This is a genomic window from Lactococcus muris (assembly GCF_042849115.1).
GTDB classification, from domain to species: Bacteria; Bacillota; Bacilli; order Lactobacillales; family Streptococcaceae; genus Lactococcus; species Lactococcus muris.
Window position 1 is genome coordinate 43352 of record NZ_BAAFQO010000004.1, and the last position, 16264, is coordinate 59615.

A 16264-nucleotide genomic window follows, 5' to 3' on the forward strand; every position below is an offset into this window, starting at 1 on the left:
CTATACTGTCTCCCAATTTAAGTTTAAGCTAATTTTAAGAAAAAAACTCCATAAAGTCAAGCAATAAATGAAAACATATCATCCAAAGAACGGTGCTCAACTTTTTAAACTTTAAATTTACTTTAATTCATATTTGAGCATTTTAAAGTATAAAATGTTGCATATTTATGCAACGAGTTGTATAATAAATGATAAATTAAAATAAAGAGAGAAAGATAATGTCGCAACACTCCAAAAATAAATTAACTGCAATTTCTTTAGCCTTGATGATTTTTACCTCCGTTTATGGTTTTGGTAATGTTCCACTTGCCTTTTTTCAAATGGGATATGGATCGATTATATGGTACATCATAAGTGCTTTGGTTTTTTTCATCCCTTTTTCTCTGATGGTCACCGAATTTGGGTCAGCTTTCAAAGCTGAAAAAGGAGGAATTTATACATGGATGGAAAAATCAGTGGGCCCGTCCTTTGCTATGATTGGCACATTGATGTGGTATATGTCCTGGGTCATTTGGTTTGTTTCAGTGGGAAATCGTATATTGGTGCCCATTTCTAATATGATTTTTGGGACAACGGTTCTGCCCAGCACAGTTATCGTGTCACTTTTGGCCATACTCATCATGTTCCTTGTAACCTTTGTTTCTCTTAAAGGACTTGAAACGATAAAAAAAGTAGCCTCCATTGGAGGAATTGCTGTTGTTTCACTTAACTTTATCCTCATCATTGGTGCCTTTATTATTTTAGCGAAAAGTGGTTTTCATCCAGCCACCCCTTTGACGCTGGAGTCTTTGGTGTCAACGCCTAATCCAACGTTACAACCTGCAAGTTTTGTCACTTTTATTGCCTTTTTAGTTTATGCAATCTTTGCTTATGCTGGTGTGGAGTCAGTGGGCGGACTTGTCGATGAGACTGTGGAGCCGAAAAAGAACTTTCCTAAAGGTATCCTACTTTCGGCTGCCATTATCGGTATTGGTTATTCTTTCATGATACTTTGTACTGGCTTTTTCATTAATTTTGATAAGGACTGGATTCCTGGTATTATGGATGGTTCAGTGAACCAAGGGAATATAACCTACTTTATGATGCAGGAATTGGGAGAAAAGTTGGCAGAAGTCTTCCATCTATCGTCTGGTGCAGTGCATACATGGGGAACAGTTTTTGCCCGTTATGTGGGTCTTTCCATGTTTCTCTCTCTGACAGGCGCCCTCTTTACACTTATTTATTCTCCACTTAAACAGCTGATGGAGGGGACACCTGAAAAGATGTGGCCGGGTAAACTTGGGAAAATTGAGGACGGTGTCCCTAAAAACGCCATGAAGGCACAATTTATCATTGTGGCGCTCATGATTTTGCTCAACATGGTTATTTCACTTATAAACAAAGGAGCTGCGGATAAATTCTTCTTGGTAATCACCAATATGAGTAATATAGCCTCAAGCCTTCCTTATGTATTCATTGTTTTTGCTTATATCAAGTTCAAGAAAAATCATGCCATTGAGAAGCCTTTTACCATTATGAAAAATGAACAGTTTGCTATTGGTATTTCGTGGCTTGCGGCTTTGATGATTATTATGGCAGACTTTTTCACAATTGTTGAACCGGTAATAAACTATTTCCAAGCTTCTTCGGGTGCTTCTCTGAGCAGTGTTTATTCGGATATTATTTCGATGATTGCTGGACCAGTGGTCTTTAGTGTCTTAGGCTGGTGGCTGATTAAGAACTATAAAGGAAAGAAGTTGTAGTTTAAATTCCATAGCGAGAACAGTTGTCTTTTTAGGAAAATCCTAACATTGACTTGGAAATTTAATTTTCTATAGAACATTTTTAGAAAAATGAGAGGAAAGGTGTGCTATAATAATATCCTAGAAAATCTTTGGAGGGAGTAGAGTACGATGGACAATCACATTAGAGTAAGTCATACATGGCTTGTCATAATAGGCGTTAGTCTTGTTTTATTTAGTTATGGTACGCACTCTCACAAGCTATTTTTAGAAGGACTAGGAGCTATAGCTACGGTTGGCGCTTCATTTTGCGCCCTTTCAGGTGTCGTCATCCGGGTAATAAGGCGCAAGCGTGGTGAACGTTTTAAGTAATCCCGCCGATAAAGCTAATAGTGTCAGTGTCACCATGTATGCTGTATACTTTCACGAGAGAGAATTCAGTCTATGAGCGACCATATTCCAAAAGTCATCCAATTACATAGACGTTTAAAAATACTCATACCAATCTGTCCACGCATAAAGCGGTCAACGCCAATTTCCTTCATAAAAGGTTATCCTTGCTCTTTTAGCGTGACTCGCGCATGTTTTGTCTTTTATTCGTCAAAACTGAAGAGGTTTTTAATGCCAGCATGAGGACCGCCTATTCGCAGTTTTCTTGTATATCTTGCGCTTCCCATTATATAGGCAAGAGCATCAAGTTTCGAACATTACTAATAGTAGAATTTTTGCGTGATTCAGTATGTGTGATAAAATGAGGGAGGAGGATTAGCGATGGATACAACTCAAGCTCTAGCAAAGCTCAAAGCTCTTGTAAACACATCTTTGCACTATACTAAAGATGTTTACGACCGAGAAAGATTGGAAGAAATGAAAGAAATTCTCCTTGAACTCTCGCAAAACCTGACCTCTTATTCAGAAGATGAACTAGAAGCCTTTTTTAATGAAGACTTAGGTTATGTCACACCAAAAGTGGATGTAAGAGCTGTTGTCTTTGAAGATAATCGTCTCTTACTTGTGAAAGAAAAAGCAGAAGGACGCTGGTCTTTACCTGGTGGTTGGGCAGATGTTGGTTATTCACCAGCAGAAATCGCTCAAAAAGAAGTAAGAGAAGAAAGTGGCCTTGTGGTGATGCCCTTGCAGCTGTTTAAGCTTGTTGATAAGGCCAAACATCCTTATCCTAAAAGCTTGAATTATGTCTACAAACTTTTCTTTTATTGTGAGGCGAAAACTTTTGAAGTGCAGCCGGGCTTAGAAACTTCGGAGGCACGCTTTTTCTCACGGGAAGAAGTTGTAAACTTACAGAATATCTCGGTAGATCGAAACACACGTGATGACCTTCTGGATGCCTTTGAATTTCATAAGCATCCGACAGCAGGTGCAAAATTTGATCACGTTCAGTAAAAGGTGGTTCACTAAAATATCAAATATGTTATAATATCATTATTCCATGCGGACGATGAAAAAGATGGGGCTGTTTAAGATTAGTGCCCTTATTGTATAAACGAGCGCAGATAAATCAGTTGAGCGTTTATCGTTTATCGAACTAAAAAGTAGAGCGGGCTGCTTACAGTCCGCATTTTAATTTTTAAAATAATAATGAGTGTTGAAAAGAACCACAAAAGAGCACTGAAAAAGAGATGTTGGAGAACTATGAAAATAAAAGAAGTTATTTTAGATGAGCTGAAAAAGCATCCAAAGAGAGGGTACACTGTTGAAGAATTGGCTGTTAAGTTAGGACTTACGAAGGCTTCAGATTTTAAACGGTTTGTTAAGACTTTGGCTGCCTTAGAAAGTGAAAGATTACTGGAATTTACGAAAAATGGCAAAGTTAGACTTGCTAAAGTGAAGGCTGAACTTGTCGGAAGCTTTCGGGCAAATGCAAATGGTTTTGGCTTCGTGACTATCGATTCAGAGGAACCTGAAATTTTTATCCCTAAGGGAAGAACAGCTTTTGCCCTTGAAGGGGATGAAGTAAAAGTCGAACTAAAAAGTAATGCTAATCCCTTAAAAGGCACAAGCGCTGAAGGCGTTGTTACAGAAGTTTTGAAACGCTCGGTCACTCAACTTGTCGGAACTTTTGTCAAATTTGACGAAAAAGAACGAAAAGAGTTTGAGCGCATAGGTTATGTAAAATCACGCAACAAAAAACTGCCTTATCCTATCTTTTTGACAGATAAAGGCTTGGTCCCAGAAGATAAAGCGCTTGTGCGTGTCGACATCACAGCTTATCCGGATAAGAAAAATCCGAAAAGTATGCAGGGATTAGCTGTCGAAATCGTTGGTCAAGCAGGAGATAAAGGCATCGATGTCCTTGAAGTTTTAGCTTCACTCGGTATTCGTTCTGAATTTCCGGAAGACGTTTTGGCACAAGCTAACGCTATTCCAGAAGAAGTGGATGAGAAAGATATCATAGGGCGCGTGGACTATCGTAAGGAAATCACGTTCACCATCGATGGTGCTGATGCCAAGGACTTGGATGATGCGGTGCATATCAAACGCTTGGATAATGGAAACTATGAGTTGGGCGTTCATATCGCTGATGTGTCTCACTATGTCACTGAAAATTCACCTTTAGACCGTGAAGCTTTTGAGCGTGGAACATCAGTATATGTAGCTGATCGTGTCGTGCCAATGTTGCCCGAACGCCTATCAAACGGTATCTGTTCGCTTAACCCTCGCGTTAATCGGTTGACGCAATCTTGTGTGATGGAAATTACCCCTGAGGGAAAAGTCCTTCAGTCACAAATAGGTCCTTCCATTATCAAGACGACAGAACGTATGACCTATGATGATGTCAACTTGATGCTTGCTGGTGATGAAGAAGCATTGGAAAAATACGCTGCCATTAAAGCATCTGTGGAAGTCATGGCTGAACTTCATGAAGCCTTGGCAGTAATGCGTCATCGTCGTGGTTCCATTGATTTTGAAACTATGGAAGCACGCATTATCGTTGATGAAAATGGCCTGCCTATCGAAATTCGTAAGCGCAGCCGAGGAACAGCAGAGCGCATGATTGAGTCCTTCATGTTGATTGCCAATGAAACAGTCGCAAGCAGCTTTGAAGCGCGTCATTTACCAGGGATTTATCGTATTCACGAACATCCAAAAGAAGAGAAAATGACACGCTTTATCGACTTTGCTGCAAGCTTTGGTCTGCAAGTCAAAGGAACTTCGACAGAAGTCAGCCAAAAAGCCTTGCAAGAGTTTTTGAAAAAAGTGAAAGGTCAACCAGGAGAAATGGTTCTTTCGACAATGCTCCTGCGCTCCATGCAACAAGCGCGTTATTCTGAGGACAACTATGGGCACTTTGGCTTGGCAGCGGAAAACTATACGCACTTTACCAGCCCGATTCGTCGCTATCCTGACTTGATTATCCATCGCCTGATTCGTGAGATGGCTCAACCAAGTCCAAAGACCATCGAATACTGGGCGGAAAAAATACCAGAAATAGCCCAACAATCAAGCAACCGTGAGCGCCGTGCCGTTGATGCTGAACGTGAAGTTGAAAAGATGAAAAAAGCTGAATTCATGGAAAAACATGTCGGTGAACAGTTCGAAGGTGTTATTGCCAGCGTGACTCGCTTTGGGATGTTTGTTGAACTTGAAAATACTATTGAGGGCTTGATCCATATTTCGACCATTAAAGGGGAATATATGAATTTCCATGAACGTATGATGGCGCTTGTTGGTGAAAGAACAGGACTTGTTTTCCGTATTGGTCAGCCGATTAAAATTCGAGTCACTAAAGCGGATAAGGTGACGGGTGATATTGATTTTGAGTATGTCAAGAGTGAGCTTGACCTTGTTGAAAGAAATTTGAAGTCTAAAAAAGAAAAAGTCTCACGCCGCAGACCTTCTGATAAAAAAGAGGCGCGTAAAACTTCAAGACAGGAAAAAAATCACTCTGAAAGTACTCAAAGAAAAAAATACAAAGGAAAGTCAAAAAAGAAAAAGCCATTCTACGCTGATGCCGCTAAGGGCAAATTTGGCAATAGAGCTAAGAAAAAGTCGAAAAAATATTAACAGTAAAAAATGCTCAACCGTGGTTAAGCATTTTTTTACTGTTTGAGTTCAAACAGTAACATTGTGACTTTTTGCTGAGGCGCTTTTGTAGCTGTGTCAGGAGCAAGAGAGTGTTAAGGTTGGACAGCTGTTTTTTTCGCTTCAATAATGCTTTTGCCGTTTTTTAGTTATGAAGAGCGACTCGTTTGGCTAAACATTTTACAATTTGTTCATTAGAAAACTTAGTTTCTTCGTGACAGTCTGAGTTTGGGGCTTAAGGTTGTGCCTACAATCTCATAAACTACAGTTGGACCTGCAGGATCGTAAATAAACTCTTCATTGGCTACTCTGTTCTTTCCCAAGACAACTTCTGCTTTAAGCTTAACTTTTTCTCCAGGGGATAGCTCAGGGATATTTTGTAAGTCTATTGTACGTTCTGCGCCTAGGGTGATGTCACGACGGACTGATGGTGGGGTAATATTTTTCCATGTCCCATCAAGCAGTTTAAAGACGTGAAGTCTAGCAACAAACCCACCGTTATTTCTTAATTTGAAACTCCTTACTTTTTCCATTTAATTCTCCAATCTTTTGAATGTTTTTGGTAAAGAATGTTATGTTACTGGTATTATATTAAAAAAACTGAAAAACACAAAATGATACGCTGCTATAAATGAAATGCAAGAAATGGTTTCGAGACGTATCAAACTTGTTACAACATAAGAGAAGCAGGGGAATTTAAAAGCTAAGGGAGTAATTTCTCTGGAAAAAAACTTTCAGATATCAATGTTCTAAAGGAAAAACTGGTTAAAATTGAGCAAGAACGGGTGAGAACTTGTTCTTTTTTTGTGGCTTGTTTATTTGCTTGCTTAAATTGAATGTTTTTTATCTTGAATTTAAGTATGATATACACTTAATCAAATGAAGCTGCCCAGAAACAGTAGATAATAATTTGACATAAAGAAACAAAAATGTATAATAAAAGGAGCTATGATTACGAAAAATGACAAAAAGATAAAAATTAAAGCGAGATATGTTACAAAACGTTTTGATTTAATCAGTACTAAAAGTGGTGAATCTCGCATTAAAAAAGCTTTTTTTCCGGCTAATAAACAAGATTTTTGGGCGTTGCGTAATGTATCTTTTGAGCTTTATGACGGTGAAACCATTGGTATTGTAGGACTCAATGGTTCAGGAAAATCAACACTTTCTAACATTATTTCGGGTCAAATTTCACCAACGACAGGTCAAGTAGAAATTAATGGTGATGTCTCAATCATCTCTGCTTCCTCAGGTCTCAATGGAAATTTGACGGGGCGTGAAAATATCCGACTTAAAGGGCTGATGTCAGGGATGTCTAAGCGTGAAATTGAGGAAAAAATGGAGGATATCATCGTTTTCTCCGAACTCAAAGAGTTTATTGATCAACGTGTTAAGACCTATTCTTCCGGTATGCGCGCCAAACTGGGTTTTTCAGTTATGGTTCATCAAGATCCGGATATTATGGTTATTGATGAAGGATTAGCCACTGGGGATCAAACATTTGTTGGGAAATCACAGAAAAAAATGTTTGAATTTCGTGAAAAAGGGAAAACGATTTTGCTCGTTTCCCACTCCATCTCGACGGTGCGTTCTTGGTCGGATAAGGTATTGTGGCTTCATTATGGGGCGGTTAAAGAATACGGCCCAGTTGATGAGGTTTTGCCCAAGTATGAAGCTTTCATTCATTGGTTTAACGGTTTAGATCGGAAACAGCAGGAAGACTATAAAACCAAAGTCCGCCAAGAACAGCTGGCTTATTCCCTAGAAGAGTATAAAAAAGAACTTGGACGTTCAGAAACTAGAGAGACCAGAAAAGGGAAAAATAACCTTAAAAAATTTACCTCAAAAGCGATTAAGAAGAAGTCTAGTTTACCTACCAAGGTTTTACTGTTCTTTTTTGGTTTTCTATTTATTTGGCTTGTTTTAGTTAACACTTCTAAGGCAACTTTAATGACTTCATTAAAGAATCCGATCGGTTTCTTTGGCAACCATTTGTTTCAGCCTAAGCAGAGTTTTTTAGAACGTCAGAGAGAACAGGGCAATCTGCCGCCTGAACCTCCTCAAGAGGATAAAGCTCAGGAAGAAGCTGTTCAAGAAGAAGCAGATAAAAAAACAGATGAAAATGAAAACTCTCAAAATGAAGAAGAAAAAACAGAAGAAAGTACGCCTAGGTTGGTAGAATACAGTATCCAAGCTGGTGATACTTTAGATGCTATTGCGCTCCGATTTCACACCAGTGTGGAGGAGTTGATTCGCCTGAACCATGCGCAGGACTTAAGTGTTTTGATGGTGGGACAGATTATTCAAGTGCCAGAAAATCAAGCTTCAGGAGAAAGTGAAACCGCCTTGACAGAATATACCGTTCAAGCTGGCGATACCTTGGAGAGCATTGCACTCCAATTTCACACGAGCGTTGAGGAACTGGTTCGTTTGAATCAGGGGCAGGACTTAAGCCTGCTCATGGCTAATCAAGTAATCAAAGTCCCAGGGAACTAGTCCATAGACAGCCTACAAGGAAAAAACTTCTTGATGACCGGAACTTTACTCCTTCCCTATCCGTACATATCACATATATAAATCAGAAAGGTGTGCAAAATGAGTAACGTCTTGCAATACTTTAAAGAACAAATACGATACTTACCCGTGGCTTATAACATGTCAAGATATAACACAAAAAGTGCAACCATGAGTAATCGGTTTGGCCGTGTTTGGGAAATCTTGGATCCCCTGTTTCAACTGGGTATATTTTACCTCTTGTTTGGCATCCTGATGAAGCGTGTCATCCCCTGTGGTTATCCTGTGCTCCCTTGGATGTTTATTGGGCTTGGTGTCTGGGGACTCATGCAAAAAACAATAGTTTCGGGGGCTCTAACGACCTATAACCAGTTGCGTATGGCTTCTGTGATGAAGTTTCCCGTCAGCATACTTCCCACATCCGCTTTTTTTGGCTTTTTGAGTGAGTTTTGGATTATGATTACTGCGGGACTTATTGGAGCTATATATAATGGCTTTGTTCCTAGTCTTCACCTTTTACAAGTGATTTATTATTTCTTTGCCTTAGTTATTTTTTCTGTTTCAACATCCTTATTAAATGCTACGATTATGATTGTCTTTCCTGACTTAAAGTTCTTTTTGAATTATTCATTTCGATTTTTAATGTTCATGTCAGGTGCCGTTTTTTCGATGAGGCAGTTCAATCAGATTCCGCAATTTTTACTCCAAGCCGTGATGATCAACCCCTTTTATTACTTGATTGAGGGCTTTAGAGATGCCATATTTGGCACCCAATGGTTCTGGGAAGTAGACCCCTCTATCATCCTGTCTTTTTGGGCAATTACCTCCTTCATTTTGTTATTAGGTACACAGTTGCACTATAACATTCGTGAACGTATTTCCGACTTTTTATAGAAAGTAGATATGAATTTAGCTGAAGAATTTTCACATTACGCCTATCCTTTAACGGATAATAGCTGGCAATCATCTTTGCCCACTTTCACATTGACTACTTCAAGAGAGATAAGCCAGGAGCCTAAGATTTCGGTAGTCATTGCCAACTATAATAACGCACCTTATCTGAAAAAGATGTTGGATAGCTTGGTTCATCAAACCTTAGCGGCCGAACATATTCAAATCATGTTCTTGGATGACAAATCGACAGATGACTCGATAAAAATAGTTGAGACTTATATGGAAAAGTATCCTTCGATTGAACTCTATGTGCTTGATAAAAACACTGGAGGCGCACATGGTCCGCGAAATGTAGGTATTGACAATGCGCGCGGGCAATACATGGTCTTTTTGGATGCGGATGACTGGTATGATCTTGATGCTCTAGCGTATATGACTGACTTATTGGATCGTTCAAGTGATGATTTTGCTGTCACGGGAATGGTTCAATCTGTCAATGGTCATCTTTCGATGAAGTCTAAACCGTATTATTATGAGGGAGAGATTTTTAATCGCGACATCAATAGCTTGTCGCCAGAGTTTTATGGCTGGCTTGGCCCGCAGGCAGTCATTGTACGCAGCGCGCTGATTCATGATAATAATCTCCACTTTGTTCATCAGCGGGTGGCAGATGATGTTACCTTTTTCTATCAGGCTATGCGCTTTTCTAAAACAATAACACAAGGAGAGCGACTAACAACCTACTTGAACCGTGATGCAGATAATGAGAGCTTGTCCAAAACAATCAACAGAGACTTTATGATTTCTTGGTTACGTGCTTTAGGCTATATCCACAGGACTTATCCGGATGACTTATCTAAGGAAAAATTTATCTCTCGACGTTTAGAGTGGTTGGTTTGGGATTTTATCCTCCGGACGGATATTGGTTATACTTTTGGAAAAAAGAGGTTCAAAGATTTCAAAACGCAAATCGATTATTATCTGGGGCAGATAGGGTTTGACCCCACACAACATTTCCGAACTGGCGCACGTATGGTCGCTTGGCAGTATCTGAAAGAGGGAGCTTTTGCAAAGCTTATGAGTTTTCATCGTTGGCATCGTATAAGTCATTTGGGTGTACGAAAATTCAAAGCTTTTGAGTTTGATGGTGAGCAGTTCGCTTTCAAACGCTTCAATAAAAAACATCCTTTAGTCAAGATTAACGTACGTGCCATTGCTGAAAAGATTGAGGAAGATAAATTTTATTTTAAATGCTTTACAAGAGAAAAGGTTGAATACGTGGAACTCCGTGAGCTCAAAGACCCATACTATAACAGGGTAAGATTAGAGGTTAAATCCTTAGGAGAGAGTTCGTACCTTGTTCATCTCCCCAAAGATTTTGACAATGACAACTACCGCTTGTTAGTTATCACTGATCTTTGGCATGAACATGGGTTTGAGGGGTTTTCAAGGATGCATAAAGGGAAAGTGAGAGAAAAGAATGAGTGAGATTAAGGTTTCAGTTATTGTTCCAGTTTATAACGTTGAGAACTATTTAGAAGAGGCATTGCTTAGTCTTAAGAATCAAACGTTAACAGACTTAGAGTTTATTATTATTAATGATGGTTCTACTGACGGTAGTTCTTCAATTATAGAAAAAGTTACTTCAGGTGATTCGAGGTTTAGAGTTTTCAACGTTGAAAACGGTGGCATTGGTAAAGCGTTTAACTTAGGAGTACGTGAGGCACGCGGTGAATATATAGCTGAATTTGAAAGTGATGACTATGTTGCTTTAAATGCATATGAGCGCCTTTATCAGACAGCTAAGCAATTTGATGTTGATGTTGTTCGTTCAAACTGGACTGAATTTTCAGAGAAGGAGAGCATAGTACGTGATATCTTGTGGGAATATCCAGACAATTATGACAAACTAATTGATGTGAAAAACAGTGATATTTTTGTTCAAGTTTATCCCTGGAATGCAATTTATCGTAAAGCTATGATAGAGAAAAATAATATTGCTTGGGATGAATCAGTCAAAAGTTATGGTGACACAGGTCTTTTTTGGAAAATTAATATTTCTGCAAGGGATATGGTGTTTATCAAGGACCCTCTCTATTTTTATCGTCAAGATAATCCAAATTCTACTGTAAACAATATCGGAAAAAAAGTTGAATTTTTAATTCAACAATTTCGATTAATAAGAGCTCAATTAATCGAAAAGGGTGCTTTAGAAAAATATCTTTATAAATTTTACAAGCAAATGTTTGAAAAATATTTTTGGGCAATTGAAAAAATGACCCATGCTCGGGATGAAAGAGTTTTAGATGTTTTAAAAGAGATGTCGGAAGACTTTAAAATTGCTTTAGAACAAGATAATTTAACAAGTATTGATTTCATCTATACGTGGAAGATACAACAAATTGCAAATAATCCTGAGAAATATTACATAGATTATTTGAAGAAGCTTTATAAGGTCAGTGTTGTGATTCCAGTTCATAACGCCTCACTCTACCTTAGAAAGACACTTCAACAAGTTACAGAGCAAACACTTCGTGAAATTGAAATCATTATTATTGAAAATGGTTCTGAAGATAATTCTTTAGAAATTATTGAAGAATTTGCGAAACGTGATGATAGAATTACTTTTAAATCAATTGGTCAGAGTAATCCAGGAAATGCGCGCAATATTGGTGTTCAACTTGCACGGGGAGAATATTTACAGTTTTTAGATGCAGATGACGAATTTTATCCATACTTACTTCATGATGCATACTATAGAGCTTTTAATACCTCATCGGATATTATAGTTTTTGGAATGGCTGAAAAAGGATTAAATGGAGAAATACAGCCTGTATTTAATCCATATTTAGAAAATGAAGGCAGATTTTCAGGAAAAGATATTGATTTACGTCAAATAACGCCCTATCTTTATGACAAGATGTTTTTATTGGATTTCATTAAAAATGCTGGATTGAAAAATCTAGATCAATTTGTAGCTGAGGATGCCTTTTTCACTTATACAGCATTGCTTTCAACATCAAAAATTTCCTCACTTAACAAAGAACTACTATTAAGAATTGTTAGACCAGAAGGATTGATGGGGACTTATAATGAAAATTTCAATGATGAACTTAAACTTCATTTTTCAATGCTTAAGTTTTTGAAGACAAATGAACCGGAACAAATTGAAAGGTATAAATTAAAAATTGTAGGAACAGTTTTCTGGTTCTTGTTTGAAAACAATAGGGTAAAGAATGACTTTAAGCAATTACTTTTTGATGCATTAAAAAATGAATATTTATCTGAATATGAAATTGATACACTTAACCCGTTGAAATATTCGAATAATATTCATGAGATGGAAAAAATAAAGACTGTCCAAGATATTGGAAAATATGATTTTGAAACTTACTTTAAAATTCACAACATTAAGTTAAGAAAAGAAAGCAGCATTGTACCAAATGTAGATATTCAAGAATCTACAGGGAAAATTGTTTTTGGTCAAACAAGTAAGCAAGGTGAAAATACGGCAGTGAGAATGTTTTCGATTATCATTTCGAACGCCCCAACAAGTAATGCCAGTGCTGTAATTAATTTTATCTATATGGGAGATAACAAAAAAATTAAACGCGATACCTTATTGCTATCACTTTTAATCGAAGGTGATGGTGATTCACTCAAATCTAGAGTTCTTCAACTAGAGTGGGAGAAAGGCAATCAAGTATTCAAAGAAAATGTATATTATACTTTTGATGAAAATGTATTTAGTATCTGGATTGGTTATACAGAGCGATATGCAGCTTTTGACTATAATTTTTTATCAATAACATCAAGAGAAGGAGAGAATCATTTCAGTATTGTTCAGAATAATATAGGCTACATTGAAGATACTATGATGACGATTTCAAAAAATAGACTGATAGCTATTACTGATGTAGAGGAATCTGATAAAAAGAACAATGTTACTGTAATTTCAAAAGGTTTTAAAAAAGGGGTTCGTAAGTTCAGAAGGGTTATAAAAGGCTAAAAAATGGAAAAACAGAAGAAAGTCATATATAATGTTTCGTTACCGATTTCATTGACAGTGAGCATTGTACACAGATTAACAGTTAATAAAGCGGCCTATGCAATTTTGATTTTAAATGATACAAATAATTCAGAGGTTGATGAAGTTGAAGGCAAAGATTCACTAAAGAGGGCGAATTTAAAAATAGATAATATTATTCATAGCGGGATATTTGATGAAGTTATCATTTTTGACAAAGGCTTGAGAGTGGGGTGGCCTAGGTATAAGACTTTTGAAGAAATAGAAGCTGCTACTCAAAGTGAATACGACTCATTTTTTTCGGAAAATAATATCATTCTTACTGAATTTAGCGAATTCTATACATCAGGTGATTTTTGGGAAGGCAGCTTTAAGATATATGCTTCTTTAAAAAAATTACCTATCTCTGTTTTTGAACTTGGTACTGATTATTTTGAAAAAATAAGTAAATATAAGTATGATGGTCCGTTTTTAAAGTTGCTTTTAAAACACAGCGCTTCTTTTCCAAACGGTAGTTCTGATAAGGCCATTTTATTCTCGACCTCATCATTATCTCAAAAAAAATACGAAGGAAAATCACATGAACTTTTTGATTTTCATAATAGCCTGAAATCCTTAAGTGAATACGAGCTCAGTAAAATAAAAGATTTTTTTGGACATTTTGAATTAGATATAGTAAATCCTACGACTTTGGTAGTTTTGAATAATGTTCGATTTATAAGAAAATGGGCGATAACTCCTAGGCATGGTGAAAGGGTGAAGTATCTGTTAAAACGATTTGATCAAGACCATGATTCGTATTTAGCAGCAACCGAGATTGCGACGCTAAGGACTCAAATCGCTTTAGATTTTTATGCATCTGTGGATGATATAATTCACCTTAAACACCATCCAAGGTCATGGTTTTCAGATGAAAAAAACAGAGAGTGGTACGGCTTGGGAGTCCATAGTTTATCCCCGCTTCCTATAGATTTTTATCCTGAATTACCTGAGAAATACACAAGGGCAATTCATTTTGCTAGTTCAGCATCTGCCTATATGGAGAAGTTTTCGGATAACAATATTGTTTTGGGAGATGATTTTTATTATAGTTTTGTCAATTATCATAAGCTATTTTCGAGTTTATTGTTCATTTTGGATAACAATAAAAATCCTATAATATATTCCCATTCTCCATATATCAGTCAAATTAATTTGTTACTCAAGTATTTTTTTAACAGAGATGATTTAAAGGCAGAGACTTATAATCCGACTGTTGCATATACTGGAGAAAGCACCTTTGTAATAGTTCAACATTATAGAGAGGAACAAAAGAAAAGCAGTAATGTTATCTTCTTTGAGGAGTCATATGCTAATATCAACAATAATGACTATAGAAGTTTACTTATTTTAAAAGAAAGTGAAACTAAGTATAGTTTTGAACTTGAAAGCAATGAGATTTTACATTTTGTGACAAGGAAAACTAAAACTCAGAATGATATACAAAAATATGGAGCAGCATTTAAATTGAGTTTCTCAAACCAGGCATTATATATTCAGCCCTTAGGATATGCGGAACAATGGGACACTGTTGAGCGCCTTAATTTGAAACATTTTGAAAGAAGTTTTAGGGAGATTAGTAATCGAATAAGGTAATGGGGTAGGTGCCTCTATAAATTATTGAAATAGGGATAAACATTGTGGTGATGTATAGCGTTTATATGCATACTCCAGAGATGGAAGTTTATAGGTAAAAACATGGAAAATTTAACAAGTAGAAAACTGAAAAGCTTATCAAGCATATTTAACTCCTCCATATTCTCCGACATTATGGATGATATGGGGTATAAAAATCAAATGATTGCAGGTTTACATCCCAATATTGAAGGGGCAAAAAGTTTTGGACGTGCAAATACTTTAAAGATAAGAAAGTTAAAAGAAGGCGAAGATTTTCGGGGAATATATGCTGCATTAGATACATACAAGAGTGTCAACGAAGGAGATATTATTATTGTTGAAAATGAAGTCTTTGACAGAGCTTATTTTGGAGAATTGAATGCGAATTTGGCTATTCGTAGTGGAGCAATTGCCTCTATCATTGGAGGAGTAACACGTGATGCCAAAGAAGTCAAAGACTTGGGCTATCCAGTTTTTGCCGTAGGTTACTTTGCTCAGGACGTACGCGGGCGTGCTACCCTTGAAGGTCATAATGTACCGATTACAATCAATGGAGTTAGTATTAAACCAAAGGATTTGATTTTCGCTGATATCAATGGTGTTGCCATCATCCCGCAAGAAATTGAGGAAAAAGTGGTTACCAGAGCTATTGAAGTTATCCAAACAGAGAAGAATATCATTGATAAAATTACTTTAGGAGTGGATGCAATGACAATATACGATGAGGAAGGAGCATTTTGATGAAAGTAGTAGCTTTTCTTCCAGCCAAAGGAACGAGTGAACGGGTTTTAGGCAAAAACATGCGTAACCTAGCTGGGAAACCCCTATTTCAACATTTATTAGAAACTCTCTTGACTGTTGAAGAAATTGATGAAGTTTACATTGATTCAGATTCAGATGAAATTTTGGAGATAGGAAAAGGATGTGGTGCTATTCCTTTGAAGCGTGAGGCAAAATTTGCGAATAATAATACAGATGGTCATCAGCTTTTTATGAATCAGGTCAGACAGGTGGAAGCTGATATTTATATTCAAGGTCTAGGGACCTCCCCATTTATAAAAAAAGAGACTATACAAAGAGGAATTAACACATTAAAAGCATCAGATAACAATGATTCTGTAGTTCTTGTTAGAAAAGAAAAACTATATCTATGGAGAGAAAATCGCCCAACTTATAACAGAAATCATGTTCCAAACTCTAAGGATTTAGAGGATACCATTATCGAAACAATGGGTTTATATATGACGAAACGTGAAATAGCATTGAAACTAGGACAAAGATATGGTGAAAAGCCTTATCTTTTAGAAGCATCTAAAATTGAGGCATTCGATATTGATACTCCGGAAGATTTTGAGTTTGCAAATATTATTTGTTCGGGTATAATCGCAAGCAAGCAGCGATAAGTAGAATT

At 37.0% G+C, this 16264-nt stretch carries 12 protein-coding genes; 10 read left to right on the top strand and 2 right to left on the bottom strand.

What is annotated here, in order from left to right:
* Positions 1–218: 218 nt before the first annotated feature.
* Positions 219–1742 (top strand): glutamate/gamma-aminobutyrate family transporter YjeM, encoded by a 1524-nt coding sequence (gene yjeM, locus ACGHCK_RS03455; RefSeq protein ID WP_251421486.1) that lies wholly within the window; start codon positions 219–221, stop codon positions 1740–1742.
* 416 nt (positions 1743–2158) lie between these two features.
* Here the strand turns inward: yjeM and ACGHCK_RS03460 are convergent, their stop codons facing one another.
* Positions 2159–2266 (bottom strand): NINE protein, encoded by a 108-nt coding sequence (locus ACGHCK_RS03460; RefSeq protein WP_251421489.1) that lies wholly within the window; start codon positions 2264–2266, stop codon positions 2159–2161.
* Between the two features lie 226 nt (positions 2267–2492).
* On the opposite strand from ACGHCK_RS03460, the gene ACGHCK_RS03465 reads away from it, so the two are divergent.
* Both ACGHCK_RS03465 and rnr read left to right on the top strand, forming a co-directional pair.
* Positions 2493–3122: an NUDIX hydrolase N-terminal domain-containing protein gene (locus tag ACGHCK_RS03465; protein WP_202230189.1), complete on the top strand. Its 630-nt coding sequence runs from the start codon at positions 2493–2495 to the stop codon at positions 3120–3122.
* A 249-nt stretch (positions 3123–3371) separates the two neighbouring features.
* Positions 3372–5744, top strand: coding sequence for a ribonuclease R (gene rnr, locus ACGHCK_RS03470; RefSeq protein ID WP_271328069.1), 2373 nt, complete (start codon positions 3372–3374; stop codon positions 5742–5744).
* Positions 5745–5965: 221 nt separating this feature from the next.
* Here rnr and ACGHCK_RS03475 read toward each other — a convergent pair whose 3' ends face one another.
* On the bottom strand, positions 5966–6295 hold the full coding sequence (locus ACGHCK_RS03475) for a hypothetical protein (protein ID WP_251421496.1): 330 nt from the start codon (positions 6293–6295) through the stop codon (positions 5966–5968).
* 415 nt (positions 6296–6710) lie between these two features.
* Between ACGHCK_RS03475 and ACGHCK_RS03480 the strand changes: the two genes are divergently transcribed.
* The 7 genes from ACGHCK_RS03480 (at position 6711) to ACGHCK_RS03510 (ending at position 16256) form a co-directional block, all read left to right on the top strand.
* Positions 6711–8258 (top strand): LysM peptidoglycan-binding domain-containing protein, encoded by a 1548-nt coding sequence (locus ACGHCK_RS03480; RefSeq protein WP_271328068.1) that lies wholly within the window; start codon positions 6711–6713, stop codon positions 8256–8258.
* Positions 8259–8357: 99 nt separating this feature from the next.
* The gene (locus ACGHCK_RS03485) at positions 8358–9170 is read left to right on the top strand and encodes an ABC transporter permease (RefSeq protein WP_271328067.1); all 813 of its coding nucleotides are present in this window, start codon (positions 8358–8360) and stop codon (positions 9168–9170) included.
* Positions 9171–9179: 9 nt separating this feature from the next.
* Entirely contained in the window at positions 9180–10658 is a 1479-nt protein-coding gene (locus tag ACGHCK_RS03490) for a glycosyltransferase (RefSeq protein WP_251421502.1), read from the top strand.
* Positions 10651–13179, top strand: a complete 2529-nt coding sequence (locus tag ACGHCK_RS03495; RefSeq protein WP_271328066.1) for a glycosyltransferase family 2 protein — start codon at positions 10651–10653, stop codon at positions 13177–13179. The genes ACGHCK_RS03490 and ACGHCK_RS03495 overlap by 8 nt, the downstream gene beginning before the upstream one ends.
* Before the next feature lie 3 nt (positions 13180–13182).
* Positions 13183–14832: a hypothetical protein gene (locus ACGHCK_RS03500; protein ID WP_251421508.1), complete on the top strand. Its 1650-nt coding sequence runs from the start codon at positions 13183–13185 to the stop codon at positions 14830–14832.
* Positions 14833–14934: 102 nt separating this feature from the next.
* Entirely contained in the window at positions 14935–15594 is a 660-nt protein-coding gene (locus tag ACGHCK_RS03505; protein WP_251421511.1) for an RraA family protein, read from the top strand.
* On the top strand, positions 15594–16256 hold the full coding sequence (locus ACGHCK_RS03510) for an acylneuraminate cytidylyltransferase family protein (protein WP_251421515.1): 663 nt from the start codon (positions 15594–15596) through the stop codon (positions 16254–16256). Before ACGHCK_RS03505 ends, ACGHCK_RS03510 begins: the two co-directional genes overlap by 1 nt.
* Positions 16257–16264 lie beyond the last annotated feature (8 nt).